General features: G+C 62.3%; 17 protein-coding genes. 5 read left to right on the forward strand and 12 right to left on the reverse strand.

Translation table 11 applies throughout. The features are described from left to right. The first annotated feature begins 191 nt into the window (after positions 1-191). A complete protein-coding gene (nadB, locus tag GTP69_RS01815) occupies positions 192-1802 on the forward strand; it encodes an L-aspartate oxidase (RefSeq protein WP_161053265.1) in 1611 nt (536 codons plus the stop codon). Then, positions 1799-2341, forward strand: a complete 543-nt coding sequence (locus GTP69_RS01820; RefSeq protein WP_161053266.1) for a GNAT family N-acetyltransferase — start codon at positions 1799-1801, stop codon at positions 2339-2341. Before nadB ends, GTP69_RS01820 begins: the two co-directional genes overlap by 4 nt. Here the strand turns inward: GTP69_RS01820 and GTP69_RS01825 are convergent. From GTP69_RS01825 to GTP69_RS01840, 4 genes are read right to left on the reverse strand one after another with little or no spacing between them, the layout of a single operon-like run. Further along, the gene (locus GTP69_RS01825; RefSeq protein WP_229260755.1) at positions 2328-3107 is read right to left on the reverse strand and encodes a substrate-binding periplasmic protein; all 780 of its coding nucleotides are present in this window, start codon (positions 3105-3107) and stop codon (positions 2328-2330) included. The two genes, GTP69_RS01820 and GTP69_RS01825, sit on opposite strands and share 14 nt — an antisense overlap. Positions 3108-3158: 51 nt before the next feature. Next, the gene (gene nadC / locus GTP69_RS01830) at positions 3159-4025 is read right to left on the reverse strand and encodes a carboxylating nicotinate-nucleotide diphosphorylase (RefSeq protein ID WP_161053478.1); all 867 of its coding nucleotides are present in this window, start codon (positions 4023-4025) and stop codon (positions 3159-3161) included. After that, positions 4025-5179: a quinolinate synthase NadA gene (gene nadA, locus GTP69_RS01835; protein ID WP_161053267.1), complete on the reverse strand. Its 1155-nt coding sequence runs from the start codon at positions 5177-5179 to the stop codon at positions 4025-4027. The genes nadC and nadA overlap by 1 nt, the downstream gene beginning before the upstream one ends. A 6-nt stretch (positions 5180-5185) precedes the next feature. After that, positions 5186-6787 carry an ABC-F family ATPase gene (locus tag GTP69_RS01840; protein ID WP_161053268.1) on the reverse strand — a complete coding sequence of 534 codons (1602 nt, stop codon included), beginning with the start codon at positions 6785-6787 and terminating at the stop codon, positions 5186-5188. A gap of 189 nt (positions 6788-6976) precedes the next feature. Between GTP69_RS01840 and GTP69_RS01845 the strand changes: the two genes are divergently transcribed. Then, positions 6977-8899, forward strand: a complete 1923-nt coding sequence (locus GTP69_RS01845) for an acyltransferase family protein (protein WP_161053269.1) — start codon at positions 6977-6979, stop codon at positions 8897-8899. Between the two features lie 71 nt (positions 8900-8970). On the opposite strand, the gene ldcA is transcribed toward GTP69_RS01845, so the two are convergent. Genes ldcA through queE form a run of 5 tightly spaced genes read right to left on the reverse strand, consistent with a single transcriptional unit; the run spans position 8971 to position 12451 of the window. Further along, positions 8971-9891 carry a muramoyltetrapeptide carboxypeptidase gene (gene ldcA / locus GTP69_RS01850; protein ID WP_161053270.1) on the reverse strand — a complete coding sequence of 307 codons (921 nt, stop codon included), beginning with the start codon at positions 9889-9891 and terminating at the stop codon, positions 8971-8973. Between the two features lie 10 nt (positions 9892-9901). Then, complete coding sequence (locus GTP69_RS01855) at positions 9902-10846, reverse strand: alpha/beta fold hydrolase (protein ID WP_161053271.1); 945 nt, start codon at positions 10844-10846, stop codon at positions 9902-9904. Between the two features lie 41 nt (positions 10847-10887). Continuing rightward, positions 10888-11373, reverse strand: a complete 486-nt coding sequence (gene tadA / locus GTP69_RS01860; protein WP_161053272.1) for a tRNA adenosine(34) deaminase TadA — start codon at positions 11371-11373, stop codon at positions 10888-10890. After that, positions 11363-11812, reverse strand: coding sequence for a 6-carboxytetrahydropterin synthase QueD (gene queD / locus GTP69_RS01865; RefSeq protein ID WP_110847917.1), 450 nt, complete (start codon positions 11810-11812; stop codon positions 11363-11365). The genes tadA and queD overlap by 11 nt, the downstream gene beginning before the upstream one ends. A 3-nt stretch (positions 11813-11815) precedes the next feature. Beyond that, complete coding sequence (gene queE, locus GTP69_RS01870; RefSeq protein WP_161053273.1) at positions 11816-12451, reverse strand: 7-carboxy-7-deazaguanine synthase; 636 nt, start codon at positions 12449-12451, stop codon at positions 11816-11818. Positions 12452-12593: 142 nt separating this feature from the next. Between queE and GTP69_RS01875 the strand changes: the two genes are divergently transcribed. Both GTP69_RS01875 and GTP69_RS01880 read left to right on the forward strand, forming a co-directional pair. Beyond that, entirely contained in the window at positions 12594-13373 is a 780-nt protein-coding gene (locus GTP69_RS01875; RefSeq protein WP_161053274.1) for a sensor histidine kinase, read from the forward strand. Between the two features lie 18 nt (positions 13374-13391). Further along, complete coding sequence (locus GTP69_RS01880; RefSeq protein WP_229260756.1) at positions 13392-14396, forward strand: sensor domain-containing diguanylate cyclase; 1005 nt, start codon at positions 13392-13394, stop codon at positions 14394-14396. Here the strand turns inward: GTP69_RS01880 and GTP69_RS01885 are convergent. The 3 genes from GTP69_RS01885 to GTP69_RS01895 are packed head-to-tail and all read right to left on the reverse strand — an operon-like array spanning position 14378 to position 17166. Continuing rightward, positions 14378-16090, reverse strand: coding sequence for a DUF4214 domain-containing protein (locus GTP69_RS01885; protein WP_161053275.1), 1713 nt, complete (start codon positions 16088-16090; stop codon positions 14378-14380). The genes GTP69_RS01880 and GTP69_RS01885 overlap by 19 nt on opposite strands. A 42-nt stretch (positions 16091-16132) precedes the next feature. Beyond that, positions 16133-16381: a hypothetical protein gene (locus GTP69_RS01890; RefSeq protein ID WP_161053276.1), complete on the reverse strand. Its 249-nt coding sequence runs from the start codon at positions 16379-16381 to the stop codon at positions 16133-16135. Next, on the reverse strand, positions 16381-17166 hold the full coding sequence (locus tag GTP69_RS01895; protein WP_161053277.1) for a DNA/RNA non-specific endonuclease: 786 nt from the start codon (positions 17164-17166) through the stop codon (positions 16381-16383). Before GTP69_RS01895 ends, GTP69_RS01890 begins: the two co-directional genes overlap by 1 nt. Positions 17167-17261 lie beyond the last annotated feature (95 nt).

Consider the following 17261-nt stretch of genomic DNA (forward strand, 5'->3'; position numbering starts at 1 on the left):
CTACCCTGGATACATAATGATGAAAGATCCTGATCACGATAGATTCCCCCGACGGAGCTATCATGATGAGGAACACTGCAAGCCGCCGTTTTGACGGCCCGCAATCCACTCATCAAAAAGGGCTTTTGTGACGCTCCTATGACAAATGGTCTATAGTCATGGTTCATTTACCTTCTCGTAATAATGTAACCATGAAATTTGATGTTGCAATTGTCGGTAGCGGATTGGCTGGCCTGTCGGTCGCCCTGCACCTGGCCGAAACGCGGACTGTAGCGATTATTTCCAAACGTGCCCTGCGGGACGGCGCCAGCAACTGGGCCCAGGGCGGTATTGCCGCCGTACTGGACTCCGGCGACAGCCACACCCAGCACATTGATGACACCCTGATCGCCGGCGGCGGCCTGTGCGACGAAGGCGCCACGCGCTACATCGTCGAACACGGCCGCGAAGCGATCGAATGGCTGATTGACCAGGGCGTGCCGTTCACCCGCGACGAATCGGCAGAGCTGGGCTTCCACCTGACCCGCGAAGGCGGCCACAGCCAGCGCCGCATCATCCACGCCGCCGACGCCACCGGCAACGCGGTGCAGACCACGCTGGAAGAAAAAGTCCGCGCGCATCCGAATATCACATTGTTCGAGCACCACTGTGCGATTGACCTGATCACCTCCGACAAGGTCGACGCCAACAAGAAAGGCGCGCAGCCCAAGTGCTACGGCCTGTACGTGCAGGACGAGCGTACCGGTCAGGTACATACCTTTGCAGCAGAACACACGGTGATGTGTACCGGTGGCGCCGGCAAAGTGTACCTGTACACCACCAATCCAGACACCGCCAGCGGCGACGGCATCGCCATGGCCTGGCGCGCCGGCTGCCGGGTGTCGAACATGGAATTCATCCAGTTCCATCCGACCTGCCTGTATCACCCTTACGCCAAGTCCTTCCTGATTACCGAGGCAATACGCGGCGAAGGCGGCTTGCTGAAATTGCCGCCGGAAGCTGGCGCCGCCGCCGGCCAGCGCTTCATGCTGGCCCACGACGAACGCGCCGAACTGGCGCCGCGCGACGTGGTGGCGCGCGCCATCGACTTCGAGATCAAGAAGCGCGGCCTGGATTACGTCCACCTGGACATCAGCCACAAGCCGGCCGAGTTCCTGATCGAGCACTTCCCGACCATCTACGCTCGCTGCATGGAACTGGGCATCGACATCACCAAGCAGCCGATTCCGGTGGTGCCGGCCGCGCACTACACCTGCGGCGGCGTGGTCACCGACATGCACGGCCGCACCGACTTGCCTGGCCTGTACGCGGTTGGCGAAACCGCCTGCACCGGCCTGCACGGCGCCAACCGCCTGGCCAGCAACTCGCTGCTGGAATGCGTGGTGATCGGCCGCGCCTGCGCGATGGACATCACGGCCAAGGAAAAAGGCGAAGTGCCCTACCTGCCGGATTGGGATGAAAGCCGGGTTGGCGACGCCGACGAGGAAGTCGTCATCTCGCACAACTGGGATGAACTGCGCCGCTTCATGTGGAACTATGTCGGCATCGTCCGCACCAGCAAGCGCCTGGAACGCGCGCAGCACCGCATTGCGCTGCTGAAGGAAGAAATCGACGAGTACTACCAGAACTTCCGCGTCACGCACGACCTGCTGGAGCTGCGCAACCTGGTCGAAGTAGCGAGCCTGATCGTCAACAGCGCCTTGCTGCGCCGGGAAAGCCGTGGCCTGCACTTCAGCCGCGACTATCCGGAGACGCTGGCCAAGGCACTGCCGTCGATCCTGACGCCGCCGCGACGCAAATGACGATCCACGTCCGCCATGCCACTCCGGTCGATATCCCGGCCATGGAAGCGCTGATCGCCCGCTCAGGGATTGAACTGAGCGCCGGGTTTTACACGTCCGAGCAAGCACAAGCCGTTACGCGTTACGTCTTTGGCGTGGATACGCAACTGGTGGCGGATCAAACTTACTTCATCATCGAGAAGGATGGCCAGTTGGCTGCATGCGGCGGCTGGAGCAAGCGCAGCACGCTGTTCGGCGCCGACCGCACCAAGAAAGGCGCAGATCCCCTGCTGGACCCGGCCACCGAAGCGGCCCGCATCCGCGCCTTCTTTGTCGATCCGTCAGCGGCGCGGCAAGGCCTGGGCCGCATGCTGCTGCAGCACTGCACCGACGCAGCAGCAGCCGGTGGCTTCACCACACTGGAACTGGCAGCGACCATGCCCGGCGTGCCGTTGTATCAAGCCTGCGGCTTCGAGATCGTTGAACCGATTGAGATCACCCTGCCGGGCGAAGTGCAGGTGCCGCTGGCGAAGATGCGCAAGTCGATCACGGCAGCGTAACGCCGTAACGGCGCGCCAGCCTTTGCAGCTCGCCGTTCTTCTTCAACTCGATCAGTAAATGATCCATCTGCGCCGGCAGATCGCGGTGGCGCGGCGCCAGCGGATACGCAAAGTACGCATCCTGCACATCGATCAGCGGCGCCAGCGCCAACACCCGGTCGCCAAGCCCCAGTTGTTTGACCACCGGATCGGTATCGCGCCGGTTGGAAGCGAACATCTCGATATGCCCGTGCGACAGCATCTGCAGGCCGTTTTCAACCGTGTTGGTCACGCTGACATTCATCAGCGGCAAAGCCTTGGCGAATGCCTCACCGTAGGCCCAACCATTGATAATCACAATCCGCCGGCCTTTGAGCAAGGTGTAATCGCCCTCCCATATCGGCATGGCGTCGGCGCGTACATAAAACGCCAGTTCATCCTGGAAGAAGGCTTGTTCGCTGTAGCGCATCACGCGCAGGCGTTCGGCAGTTTTGTATGGCGACACCAGCAGATCGGCCTTGCCGCCGCCGACCACCTCCAGCGCGCGCCGCCACGGATAGATTTCGAAGCGGGGCTGATAGCCGTGGCGTCGCGCCAGCAGCCGCACCAGATCCGCGCCCAAGCCGGCAAATTCGCCGTTGGGACGCCGTTCGTAGATGCCTTCGTTACGGGTGCCGGCTGCCACCAGCTCGCGCGGTCCGGCCGGACGCGCAAATGAAAACGGCGGCAAGGCGCAAAGCGCCATGCCGCACAAGCCAGTCAAATAAAGCCGACGTGCCTTTCGCAAGCGGGTCTCCACTGCCGGACCTCCGGCATCCTGCGGATTATTCTACGCGGATTAACCGACGATGCGCAAAGAATAATCGGTGGCCCGGATATCCTTGGTCAGGCTGCCGATCGAGATGCGGTCCACACCCGTTTCGGCAATCGCCCGCACGGTGTCGAAGTTGATGCCGCCCGAGGCTTCCAGCAGCGCGCGGCCGGCGTTGATCACCACCGCTTCGCGCATCATGCCGGTGTCGAAGTTATCCAGCAGGATGGAGACGGCGCCCGCATCCAGTGCTTCCCTCAACTCGTCCAGCGATTCCACTTCCACCTGGATCGACACGCCTTTGTCCAACGCCTTGGCCGCCAGCACCGCATTGGTGATGCCGCCCGCCGCAGCGATATGGTTTTCCTTGATCAGGATACCGTCGTACAGCGCCAGACGCTGATTCTGTCCGCCGCCCACGCGCACCGCGTACTTCTGCGCCAGGCGCAGGCCCGGCAAGGTCTTGCGGGTGTCGAGAATCGCGGCGCGGGTGCCCGCGATCACGTCCACATACTTGCGGGTGGCGGTGGCCACGCCGGACAGCAGCTGCATGAAGTTGAGCGCACCACGTTCCGCCGTCAGCAGCGCGCGCGCCGGACCCTCGATGGTGCAGACCACGCTGTCGGCCTTCATCAAATCGCCTTCGGCGTACTGCCAGTCGATTTCAATGCCGGCCTGCATGCAGTTCATCACGCCTTCAAACCATGGCGCGCCGCACAGCACCGCATCTTCGCGCACGATCACGCGTGCCTTGGCGCGACCGCCTTCCGGCACCAGCAAGCCAGTCAGGTCGCCAGTGCCCACGTCTTCCAGCAACGCCGCCAGCAGATTGGATTCAAAGGCCGATTTCAACGCGTCGTCAAACGGCGCGAACTTGTTTACCAGAGTGCTCATCATGCAGGGCCGATTCCCGAAAACAGTTTTGCTTCTTGCGCCAGATCCGGACCTGGCTGCACCTTGGCCTTCTTGGCCGCAGCGAAGTCCAGCATGCGCGTGATCGAGGTCACGGCCTGCTTGCCGATTTCCGCATCGACGAAGATTTCGTTGGCGGCACTGGCCACCGGATCGTCCATATTTTCCAGCACGTCGGCCAGGTTTTGCAGGCCGTTCATCGCCATCCATGGGCAGTGTGCGCAGCTCTTGCAGGTGGCGCTGTTGCCGGCGGTCGGCGCTTCAATGAAACGCTTGCCCGGTGCGGCGGCGCGCATCTTGTGCAGAATGCCGTTGTCGGTGGCGACGATGAAGGTGTCGGCGTCCGATTCCACCGCAGCGTTGATGATCTGCGTGGTCGAGCCGACGACATCGGCCAGCGCCACCACATTGGCCGGCGACTCCGGGTGCACCAGGATCTTCGCCTGCGGGTACTGGGCCTTCAGCAGTTCCAGTTCCACGCCCTTGAATTCATCGTGCACCAGGCAGGAGCCCTGCCACAGCAGCATGTCGGCGCCGGTCTGCTTCTGGATGTAGGAACCGAGATGCTTGTCCGGCGCCCACAGGATCTTCTTGCCCTGCTCGTGCAGGTGCTTGACGATATCCAGGCCGATCGACGACGTCACCATCCAGTCGGCGCGCGCCTTGACGGCGGCGCTGGTGTTGGCGTACACCACCACCGTGCGATCCGGGTGGGCATCGCAGTAGGCGGCAAATTCGTCGGCCGGGCAGCCCAGGTCCAGCGAACAGGTCGCGTCCAGGTCCGGCATCAGGATGCGCTTTTCCGGGCTGAGGATCTTGGCCGTCTCGCCCATGAACCGCACGCCCGCCACCACCAGCGTCTTGGCCGGATGATCGCGGCCGAAGCGCGCCATCTCCAGCGAATCGGAGACGCAGCCGCCGGTTTCCTCGGCCAGATCCTGCAAGTCGGCGTCTACATAATAGTGCGACACCAACACCGCCTGCTTTTCCTTCAACAGGCGTTTGATGCGTTCTTTGAGCTCCACGCGCTGTTCGGCGCTGGGAGTCGCTGGCGTGCGCGCCCAGGCATGGGCTACGCAGCTGGCGCCGTCTTGTGGATGCTCATACTCGACGGGTTTGATCTCGATGGCTTGCATGATGGCTTAGTCGATACCTTGGCTGGTCAGATATTCTTCGTAGCCGCCACGGAAGTCGACCACTTCGTTTTCCTTGATCTCGATGATGCGGGTCGCCAGCGACGACACGAATTCACGGTCGTGCGAGACGAAGATCAGCGTGCCGGCGTACTTGTCCAGCGCAATGTTCAGCGACTCGATCGATTCCATGTCCATGTGGTTGGTCGGCTCATCCAGCAGCAGCACGTTGTGACGGCCCAGCATCAGCTTACCGTACATCATGCGGCCTTTTTCACCACCGGACAGCACGCGCACCGATTTCTTCACCTCGTCGCCGCCGAACAGCAGACGGCCCAGGATCGAGCGCACGGCCTGGTCATCGTCGCCTTCCTTGGTCCACTTGCCCATCCAGTCGGTCAGCGAAATGTCGGTCGCGAAGTCCTCGGTCGGGTCTTGCGGCATGTAGCCGACGTTGGCGTTTTCCGCCCACTTCACCATGCCGTGATCGGCGTGCAGGCCGGCGATGTCGTCACCGCCGATGCAACGCAGCAGCGTGGTCTTACCGGCGCCGTTGGCGCCGATGACCGCGATGCGTTCGCCCGCTTCAACCATGATGCTGAAGTTGTTGAACAGCGTGCGGTCGTATTTTTTGCTGATGCTGTCCGCTTCAACGGCCAGGCGGTGCAGCTTCTTCTCGCCCTCGAAGCGCACGAACGGATAGGCGCGCGACGATGGCTTGATGTCCTCCACCTTGATCTTGTCAATCATCTTGGCGCGCGAGGTTGCCTGGCGGGCCTTGGACTTGTTGGCCGAGAAGCGGCGCACGAAGTCCTGCAGCTCGGCGACTTTCTCTTTCGCCTTGGCGTTGTTGGACAGCTGCTGGTTACGCGCTTGGGTCGACGCCAGCATGTAGTCGTCGTAATTGCCTGGGTAGATCTTCAGCGTGCCGTAATCCATATCCGCCACGTGGGTGCACACCTGGTTCAGGAAGTGGCGATCGTGGGAGATGATGATCATGGTGGAGTTGCGCTCGTTGAGCACATCTTCCAGCCAGCGGATGGTGTTGATGTCCAGGTTATTGGTTGGTTCGTCCAGCAGCAGGATGTCCGGATTCGAGAACAGCGCCTGCGCCAGCAGCACGCGCAGCTTCCAGCCTGGCGACACGGCGCTCATCAGGCCCTGGTGCTGGTCGATGCTGATGCCCACGCCCAGCAGCAGTTCGCCGGCGCGCGACTCGGCGGTGTAGCCGTCGTATTCCGAGACTTTGCCTTCCAGGTCGGCGGCTTTCATGTAGTCGTCGTCGGTGGCGTCCGGATTGGCGTAGATCGCATCGCGTTCGGAGATCGCGGCCCACATCTCGGTGTGACCCATCATCACAACGTCCAGCACGCGCATGTCTTCGAATGCAAACTGGTCCTGACGCAGCTTACCCAGGCGCTCGTTCAGATCCAGCATCACGTTGCCGCCCGACGGTTCCAGATCGCCGCCGAGGATTTTCATGAACGTGGATTTGCCGCAGCCGTTGGCGCCGATCAGGCCATAACGGTTGCCATCGCCGAACTTGACGGAGATGTTTTCAAACAGCGGCTTGGCGCCGAATTGCATCGTGATATTTGCTGTGCTGAGCATTGTGGAATTGGACCTTGCAGATTAGGTAGAGCGGAAAGACAAAATTATACAGCAAGCGCTTGCCTCCGGCGCCCGCCCCTGCCGGTAGCCGGCGCCGTGAGAAAATCTGACGCTTGCAGGATAGGCAATGTGATAAGCTTCGCACCATTTCCATTTTACCGCTGAGTTCGCGCAGCACTTACTGCCACCATGAGTAGTCCTCTCACCTCAAACACCGGGCAATTGCCCCATCCCGCCTACCGGCCCGATATTGACGGCTTGCGCGCCATCGCGGTGCTGGCGGTGGTCGTGTATCACGCCTTCCCTGCCATATTGCCGGGCGGCTTCGTCGGCGTCGACATCTTCTTCGTTATTTCGGGCTACCTGATCTCCACCATCATTGCCGGCGGGTTGCAGACCGGGCGTTTCAGCTTTGCCGTTTTCTACCAGCGCCGCGTGAAGCGGATTTTCCCGGCCCTGCTGCTGGTGCTCAGCGCTACCATCGTGGCTGGCCGGTACATCCTGTTGTCGGACGAGTACACCGAACTGGGCAAACAGGTGGCCGGCGGTGCCGGCTTCGTCTCCAATTTCCTGCTATGGAGCGGCAGCGGCTACTTCGACAGCGCGGCCGAAACCAAGCCCCTGCTGCATCTGTGGTCGCTGGCCATCGAGGAGCAGTTCTACATCTTCTGGCCGTTGTTGCTGTGGGTCGCCTACCGTTGGCGCCTGAACTTTTATGTGATGGCCGGCGTCATCGCCGCGCTGTCGATGGCGCTCAACCTGGCGCTAGTGACCGACCATCCGGTCGCGGCCTTCTACTCGCCCTTATCGCGCAGCTGGGAATTGCTGGCTGGCGCCCTGCTGGCCTTCGCAACGCTGCGCCGCGGCGCCCCCTTGGGCGGCGCACGCGCGTCATGGCTGTCGCTGCTGGGCTTCGGCCTGCTGATCGTCGGCCTGGCCACCTGCTCAAATCTGCGTCCCTTCCCAGGCTGGCAAGCGCTGCTGCCGGTCGGCGGCGCCGTACTCCTCATCGGCGCCGGCAGCCAAGCCTGGATCAACCGCCGCCTGCTCGCCCATCCGGTGATGGTGTGGTTCGGCCTGATCAGCTTCCCACTGTATTTGTGGCACTGGCCCTTGCTGGTGTTTCCCCGTATTGTACGCGGCGGCGTCACACAGCCGCCTGCGGTCACCGTCTTGCTCATGCTGCTGGCCGTGCTGCTGGCCTGGTTGACTGTGCGCTGCATCGAACGGCCGGTGCGCACCGGCGTTTCGCGCCTGCAGGCGCCGGTGCTGGCTGGCCTGATGCTGGCCGTCGGCGCCGGCGGATTCGTCACCTACCAGAAGCAAGGCCTGATATTTGGCCGCCAGCAAAATCTGGCCATGTCCGATGCCGATATGACGGCGGAGCGGCAACGCTACTGGGATGGTAGCCTGGTCTCGAACTACAGCGCCGGCAAGCCGAAAGTGCTGATCTATGGCGACAGCCAGGCCTACGACATCTACAAGGCCTTGAGCAACGACCGCGAAATCGGACTGCAGCTATTCAAAACCTCGCATCAGTGCGCGGCCTTTTTCTCGCTGGCGGGCGGCGAGCCGGAAGTGGTGCGGGACCAATGCCAGCGCGAATTCGACAAACTGCTCAATTCCGAGGAGCTGAAAACTGCCGACACGCTGATCTACACCCACTTATGGTCGGAGAGCACTGATCCGGTCAAGGGCTACAAGATCGGGGCCGAACTGCTGCGGGCCAAAAACCCTGCGCTGAAGATCCTGTTCTTCGGCCACAAGCCGCTACTGGGGCCGGTCTGGGGCGCTTCGATCAATGCCATCACCCGCAAGCATCAGTCGCCGATCGGCATGAATAAGTACCTGGATGGGATCAAGAACATCTCCGACGAAGGGCATGTCCAGCGCATGGCGCAACTGGCCAACAGCCAATTCGTCGATGTGCAGCAGATCTTCTGTGACGGCGGCTGCCAGTTCTATGTCGACGGAAACTACTCCTACTTCGACTTCGACCACTGGACCGAAGCGGGTGCGCGCATCTTCTATGAGCGCCTGATCAAAACCGACGTATACCATGAAATCAAGTCCCCCGCGCCGCGCGCTGCGGTGAGCTATCATCAACAGTAGATGGCGCCGCAACAGGCCGGGCAGCACGTTCCTTGAAACCGAAGGCGCCACGCGTACGCCGGGTGCGGTGATTACAGCGTTGTGTAATCGCCGATCGTCAGGTCGAAACCGCGTTGGTCCGACACCAGATGCGCCACGCCGCCATACGGCAACGTGGCGCGGTCCTTGATGTGGCCGAACGGCAGGCCGGTCAGCACCGGAATCGGCAGCGTGGCGCGCAGGTAGGCCAGCATGGCGTCGAAGTCGTAGCCGTTGTCCATCGGGTTCAACTTGTAGCCGGAAAAATCACCCAGCACCAGCGCCCGCTGGCCGGCCAGCGCGCCGGCGTAGAACAGTTGCAGCACCATGCGTTCCACGCGGTACGGATGTTCGCTGATGTCCTCGATGAAGCAAATCCCGCCATCCAGCGCCTGGAAGTACGGCGTGCCAAGCAGGCTGACCATCATCGCCAGGTTGCCGCCCCACAGCTTGCCGCTGACATCCACCACCGGATTATCCGCACCGCCATCGGCCACGGCGCCACGCACCGTATGCACCGGTCCGCGCAGGCAGTCCCAGAACTGATTGATGGTGTAGGCTACCGGCTCGTCGCGGGTGAAGTCGTCGCACATCATCGGCCCGCCGAAGCTGGTGCGGCCGGTCTGCTTGAACAGCGGCATCTGGAAAGCGGTGAAATCGCTGTAGCCGACAAACAGCTTGCCACTGTCGGCCATCTTGCCAAAGTCAATCATCGGCAGCAGGCGCGACATGCCGTACGAGCCGCGCACCGCCATCACAATCTGCACCGCCGGATCGGCAGCGGCGGCGTTCAGCTGCGCCAGGCGCCACGCGTCGGTGCCGCCGAAGCGCTGGAATTTCTTGCCGTCGTCGTAGTAATTATGGACCAGGAAGCCTTGCTGTTCCAGGCGCTGCACGCCGCGCTGCAGGGCGTCGTTGTCCGGCGGACGGCCGCTCGGTGCGGCAATCGCGATACCGATTTTGGATGTGCTCAAAATGTCTCTGTCAGTGATGGGTGCCGCTGCCGGCACGATGCGGCGTCAGCGGGGGAAGTTCCGGCGTCATATTACCGCGCAGGTGCTGGTCGAGCAAGGCTAGCAGGCGCTCGATCAGTTGCGGCGGCAGATCGTGGCCCATGCCTTCGATGACCTCCAGCCGCGCGCCTGGTATGGCCCGCGCCGTGTCGATGCCGCAGGCCACCGGCACCAGCGGATCGGCCGCGCCGTGTATCACCAGCGCCGGGCAGCGTATCTTGCGCAGCAGCGGTGTACGGTCACCGGATGCCACGATCGCCAGCAGTTGCCGCGCCATGCCATCCGGGCTGACGCTGCGATCCAGCGCCCGCCCGATGGAAGCGCGCATGGTCCGTTCAGGTATCGGGAACGACGGACTGCCGATCAGCCGGAAGGTCTCGACGCTGCGGTCCACCACCTCCTTGCGGGTGGCGCCATGCGGCAAAGGCCGCATCAGCGCATTGCGCGCGGATGCCGACGGACCGGGCAAGCCGCGACGGCCGCTGGTGGACATGATGGACGTGAGACTCAGCGCGCGGCCGGCAAAACGCGACGCGAAGATCTGGGCGATCATGCCGCCCATGGAAACGCCGACTACATGCGCCTGCGCAATGCCCAGCGCATCGAGCAGGCCTGCGACATCGTCTGCCATATCGTGCAGCGTATAACCGCTGGTCTGCTTCAGGCCAAACAGGGATTTCAGGTATGCCCACACCAGGTTGGGCTTTTTATGCTGATGGAATTTGGTGGACAGGCCGATGTCGCGGTTGTCGAAGCGGATCACATAATAGCCCTGCTCCACCAAGCCGTCGACCAGATCCTGCGGCCAGGCGATCAGCTGCATGCCCAGCCCCATGATCAGCAGCACCGGCGGATCGAGCGGACTTCCGCTGGTTTCGTAGGCAATCGTGATGCCGTTTACTTGTGCGGTAGCCAAGACCATCTCCCAGATAACACCTGGGATTCAGCATACCATTTTTATTCTGCCGTGGCGCGTCTGGCAGCGGTGGCCGCCGCGCGGCGGGCGGCAAAGAAGTTCTTCAGCATGGCGCCACACTCCTCGGCCATAACGCCGCCGACGATTTCGGTGTGGTGATTCAGCTGCCCCTGCTCGAACAGGTTGAGCACTGAGCCGCAGGCGCCGGTCTTGGGATCGCTGGCACCGAACACTACTTTTGCGAGCCGCGCATGCATCATCGCGCCGGAACACATCACGCACGGCTCCAGCGTCACATACAACTCACAGCCGGGCAGCCGGTAGTTGCCCAGCTTTTCGGCGGCGGCGCGCAAGGCGACGATTTCCGCATGCGCAGTCGGATCGTGCTTGCCGATCGGCTGGTTGCAACCGACCGCGATCACCTCGCCGTCCTTGACGACGACAGCGCCTACCGGCACCTCGCCGAGGTCCCACGCTTGCTGCGCCTGTTCCAGCGCCAGCTGCATGAAGGCCGTATCAGACACCATCGGTGATCTCGGCCCAGCAGTTAGGGGTTTCGTGCAGCACCAGCTTGTGCAGGTGCAGGCCGGTGCCATAGCGGTCCTTGTAGGCCGCCTTGAGAATGTCGAACGCCACGCGCGCCAGGTTTTCCACGGTAGGAATGCGGTCGATCACCACGGTCTTGTGGTCCGGCAGCGACGCCAGGAACTCGCGCACCGCGTTATCCTTTTCGTAGACGATGAAGGCGTGATCCCAGACGTCGACCAGGTGTTCCTTGGCGAGCGACTTGATGTCGGAGAAGTCCATGATCATGCCGTTGTCGGAACTGCCTTCGACATCGATGACAGCGCCGGTCAGCGTGATTTCCAGCGTATAGCGGTGGCCGTGCAGGTTGCGGCACTGGCTCTTGTGGTCGGGAATGCGGTGGCCGGCGTCGAATTCCAGCTTGCGGGTGATGGTCAGCATTGATTAGGGTATCTGTAAAAGTTTATGGGTTTGCAAGCTCAGCTTCCATTTCGGGTTGCGCTTGCAGGTTTCGATCGCGAGTTTGGTATTGAACTCGGCCAGCGGGCCATCCATGGCCTGCACGAAGAAATTCTCGAAGTCCAGTTGTTCGTAGACCGACAAATCCTGATTGGTCTGCGGGATCACGACCTTGATTTCGCTGCCTTTTTTGACCACCAGTTCCGAGCCCATTTTCGGGCTGACGCAGATCCAGTCGACGCCGTCCGGCACCGGCAGCGTGCCATTGGTTTCAATCGCGATCGTAAAGCCGACCGCGTGCATGGCGTCGATCAGCGGCTTATCCAGTTGCAGCAGCGGCTCGCCGCCAGTGAACACCACATACTTGCTAGCGGTATAAGTTTCCGGCCACAGCGCATTGATGGTCGCGGCCAGTTCTTCTGGCGACTTGAATTTGCCGCCGCCTTCGCCGTCGGTGCCGACAAAATCGGTATCGCAGAACTGGCAAATGGCGCTGGCGCGGTCGCTTTCGCGGCCGGTCCACAGGTTACAGCCGGAGAAGCGGCAAAACACCGCCGGACGGCCGGCGTGGGCACCCTCACCCTGCAACGTGTAGAAAATCTCTTTGATGCTGTAAGTCACGATAATTCCTGATAGGACAACCCTCAATTATATCCCACGCCACAGATTTCCGGAAAGCATGGCCAGATATTGACATTTCACAAAGCTTCCTGCCGGCAAGCAGGCTAAGGTCACATGTGGGTCCACTCTGGGAAGATACACCATGAGACATGCGCCGCCCCTGCTAGAAATCGACGTCATTTGCGCCAGCATCTGCGTGCTGGCGTGTGCCGCCTGCCTGTGGCTGTGGTGGCGACAGCGCGTCCACACGCTGCGGGCGCTCAAGGAAGCGCGCCGCCAGGTGGCGCGGCTGGGCGCCAGCCAGCAGTCGCTGCGCGACGCCGAACGCCGCCGCATCGCCCGCGACCTGCATGATGATCTCGGCCAGCAATTGCTGGCGCTCGGCATGGACACCGCCGCGCTGGCGCAGCAATATCCGGCCCTGCAGGCGCCACTGGACCGGCTGGCACAGCGCGTCCAGCAAGCCACGCGGGCCATGCGCGCGATTGTCGACGACTTGCCGGCTGAAGCGCTGGCATCGGGCCTGGAAGGCGCGGTGCAACAGCAGATCGACCAGTTCGCCCGCCTGAGCGGCATCCGCTGCCGGCTGGACGCCGCGCCGGACGCCTTTGCCGGACGCCCCGGCGACCGCATGGATAACCTGGTCTACCGCGTGCTGCAAGAATCGCTGAGCAACATCGTGCGCCATGCCCAGGCGTCCGAAGTGTGCGTCCGCCTGCGCCGCCAGGAGCACAGCCTGAGCCTGATCGTGCGCGACAACGGCGTCGGCCTGCCGCCGCCCAGGGCCATCCTCGGCGCCGGACGGCGCAGCCACGGCCTGCGCGGCATCGCCCAGCGCGTGGCCGAAGCCGGCGGCCGCTTCGACATCGCCAGCGCGCCCGGCGCCGGCACGGCGCTGACCATGTCCTTCCCTCTTCCGTAAAAACAAACAAGGCGCGCCATGACCGGAACACAAAAAATCCAGCACGTGATGGAGTTTTCACAGGCCGACCAGCAACATGGTTTTGCGCTCAAGCTGATGGAACTGCTGGTGATCCCGACCTTCGTGATCGACATCAACTGCAAGGTCATCATCTGGAACCGCGCCTGCGAGCGGCTCACCGGCGTGGCGGCGTGGGAAGTGCTGGGCACCTCGGACCACTGGCGCAGCTTCTACGGCGAGCAGCGGCCGACGCTGGCCGACCTGGTGATCCAGGGGCGCAGCGCCGAGCTGCACCGGCTCTACCGCCAGCATGCGCGCTGCAATGATACCGATAACAATCTGTGCGCGGAAAACTGGTGCGACATGCCACGCATCGGCCGGCGCCGTTACCTGGCGGCCGACGCCAGCCCGATCTTCGACAGCGACGGCAAGCTGGTGGCGGTGGTGGAAACGCTGCGCGACGTCACCGACGAAAAGCGCGCGCAGGTGGCGCTGGAACAGCTGGCCACGCGCGACGGCCTGACCGGCCTGGCCAACCGCCGCTGCTTCGACGACACCCTGACCGCAGAATGGCAGCGCGCGCTGCGCAACCAGCAGCCGCTGTCGTTGCTGATGGTCGACGTCGACAACTTCAAGCAGTACAACGACGCCTACGGCCACCTGGGCGGCGACGAATGCCTGCAACGCATCGCCAGCGCAGTGTCGAGCGAGATGCGCGCCAACGACCTGGTGGCGCGCTACGGTGGTGAAGAGTTCGCCGTGATCCTGCCCAACCAGTCGCTGAAAGGCGCGGCCATCGTGGCCGAGCGCATCCGTTGCCGGGTCGAACAGCTACGCCTGCCCAACCTGGGCAGCCAACAGCATGTGGTGACGGTAAGCATAGGCGCCGCGACGGCGCTGGCCTCGGTGGAAACCGATCCCAGTCAGCTGGTGGCCACGGCCGACTCGGCGCTGTACCGCGCCAAGCACATGGGCCGCAACCGCATCAGCCTGCCGGGCGCGGATCAGGCATACGACGAGTAGGAAATCGCGACCGGCATGTTCTGGCCGATCAATGCCACCCCTTCCGCCGACTCCGAGAACCCAAGCAGCACCTGCGCGCGCGGCACATGGTTGGTCAGTGCATCGGTCCAGAATTGCAGGCCGGAGGCGTCCGGTGCGCGGTGTAGCACGTTGCTGTAGAGCAGCGTGACAAAGGTGGCGTCGCTGGAATCGGCGCCGTAGGTGCGCATGAATTCGGGGCTGTAGGCAAAGTCGTTGGCAATCGTCTGCAGCGGCGTACCGTGATCAATAGAGTAAAGCCAGAACCCCATGCCGGCGTCATCCGGCGCGCGGTTAAGCGCCGCAACATACAGCCGGTAGATGCTGCCGGCCGTGCCTGCCGTGTCCAGCGCCAGGCCGCCGTCGGCGAACGTCAGGCGTTCGACGCCGGTCAGCAAATCGGTGGCGCCGTTGGCGCGGGTATCGATCAAGGTCACCGTCGAACCGCTGGCAGACAGCGAATAGTTGGCGCTGCTGCCGGTCAGCTGCAGCGTGTCCAGGCCGGTGCCGCCGACCACCAGCTGGTTGCCGGCGCCGGCCGTCAGCACATCGTTGGCACCCGTGCCGACCAACAACGAACTGTAGTTGGACAACTGAATGCTGGTGTCGCTGAACTGCAACCGGGAAATGCCTTGCAAGGTATCGACGCCGTCGCCGCTGACGTTCAGCGAGCCGAGCGTGCCGAACAGCGAGTAAGAGGCCAGCGACTTGCTGAATACGACCGTATCGCTGCCGCCGTTACCGGTGATCTGGTCGTTGCCGGCGCCTTCGTAAATCACATCGTTGCCGGCGCCGCCGATGATCACATTGCCGGCCGCATTGGCGTAGATGGTCGAGCCGCCGCTGCCGGCAATCGCCCGCTCGATGGTGACGTTATAGGCGATCGAGATATTGTTGTAACCCGGTGCCGTCGAGCTGAACGTGCCGGCATTCAGGTTGATCACCGTGGCGCCGGTGCAGGCGGAAAAATCGAAGGTATCGGTGCCGCCGGCATCCCAGATGCACTGCAGCGCCGCGTCCTTGCTGAAGCTGTAAGTGTCGGCGCCGGTGTGGTAGCTCATGTTGGCGCCGTACAAATATTGCATGGCCTGGATGTCGTACAGCATCGGCGTGATGCCATAATTGCCGTTCAGCTTGAAGCCGGCGCCGACGTTATACGACATCTGGGAATAATCGATATTGTCGGTGGCGGCCGGCAGGAACGGACCGTCGATATCGCCGCCGGTCGAATTGTAGTTGCCCGGATGCTTGAGGCCCAGCGTGTGGCCAATCTCATGGATCAGCACCGAAATGCCGAAATCGCCGTCGGCAAAGCTGAAATTGTAGCGGTCCTGGTTGTTGATGTACAACGACGTGGTGTAGTTGCGGCCGTCCGGCAAATACGCATAACCGCTGCTGGCCTGCCCCTGGTCATTGGTGCCGAGCTCGATATCGCCGCCGGTCGACACTTCCTGGAACGTAATGTTGGCTACCGCAGCCCAGGTGGCCAGCGCCTGGCGCACACCCTGCTGCTGCACCGCATCCATCGGCGCAAAACCGTTGGCGTCATCCATGGTGGCGCCGTCCGGCACGCTCGTCAGAAAACTATAGGTCAACGACACCGGCTGGCCCGCCTTGGTATTCCAGCTACTATAGACCAGCGAATCAATCGCATTAATTCCGGTTGTCAGACTCATTACGCTATCTCAGGCAGTTAAACAATTACTTGCAGAATAGCATCATTCAAAGGGATTAGCGACTATGGACGTGACCGGAGGCGGCAATTTGTCCGGCAGCTGTTGCGCTTCCAGCCGGGCCACGGCCGCCGCCAGCAACTGCTGCAGCGCGCGCGCGTCGGCCAGGCCGGCCTGGTCGGCGGTGAGGTCGATATCGCCATGGATGGAGATGCGATCCAGACGATTCTCGATGCACAGGTCGCCGATGTTCAGCACATCCGACTCGTTTTGGTACGGCGCGAATTTCTTCATTATTTACTCCCCGTCTTACGTTGACGCACATTCGCCACGCGCAGCATCACGGCTTTTTGCGCTGGCGTCAGCGATGGCAACAGATTGATGCCGATCTTGTCTTCCAGCTGGGCGATGCTCAGCAGCTCATATTGCGCGTCGGCGTGGTTTTCGATAAAGAACGCGGCGCCGGCCCGCTGGCGTGGGCTGTACACCAGTTTATACAAATGCGTCGGCACCAGCACATTGCCGACTTTCTGCAGATTGCCGCCGATGAAAGCCGGACCGGTAACCACGTACAGGTCGCCTTCCTTCTGCGCCATCTTGCGCACCACACCCTCGATGCCAGCCCAGATATGACGGTTGACCTCGCTATCCTGCGGCACCATGTTGGCCAGCGTAAAGCTCTCGTGCTGGGTAGCGCGATCCGGCATATCGCCATTCGGCGCCATGTGGCCGCGATCGTAACCGCTGCGAGCGTAGTCGGACAGCTCGGCGCGCGCCGAGGCCGGCAGGCGGGATTCAGGATGGAAGGAGTTTTCGCGCGACAGCGTCTTGGCCGCGTCAACGTTTTCCGCCGTCAGGTGCTCGGCCGACCATAGCGGCGTGCGCGTAATGCCACTGTGCATCACGCCAAACACGCCGTAGCACAGCTCGGTCGTGGCGGCAGTCATCTTGCTGTTGCGGATTTCCGGCAGGCGTCCATCGACGTAAAAAGCGGGACATTCGCCGGCGCTGGCCAGTCCGACGGCCAGCAGGCCGCACACCAGCGTGGCGGCGGCCACGGAACGCTGTATCAGATGCATAGATTTCCAAGGGTAAAAAAGGTGCCGCATTCTAGCGGAGCCCCTGGAAAACAAAAAGGGCCGCCGTTCAATCGAACGGCGGCCCTCTCAAACAT

It is taken from the genome of Duganella levis (assembly GCF_009857605.1).
GTDB classification, from domain to species: Bacteria; Pseudomonadota; Gammaproteobacteria; order Burkholderiales; family Burkholderiaceae_D; genus Rugamonas; species Rugamonas levis.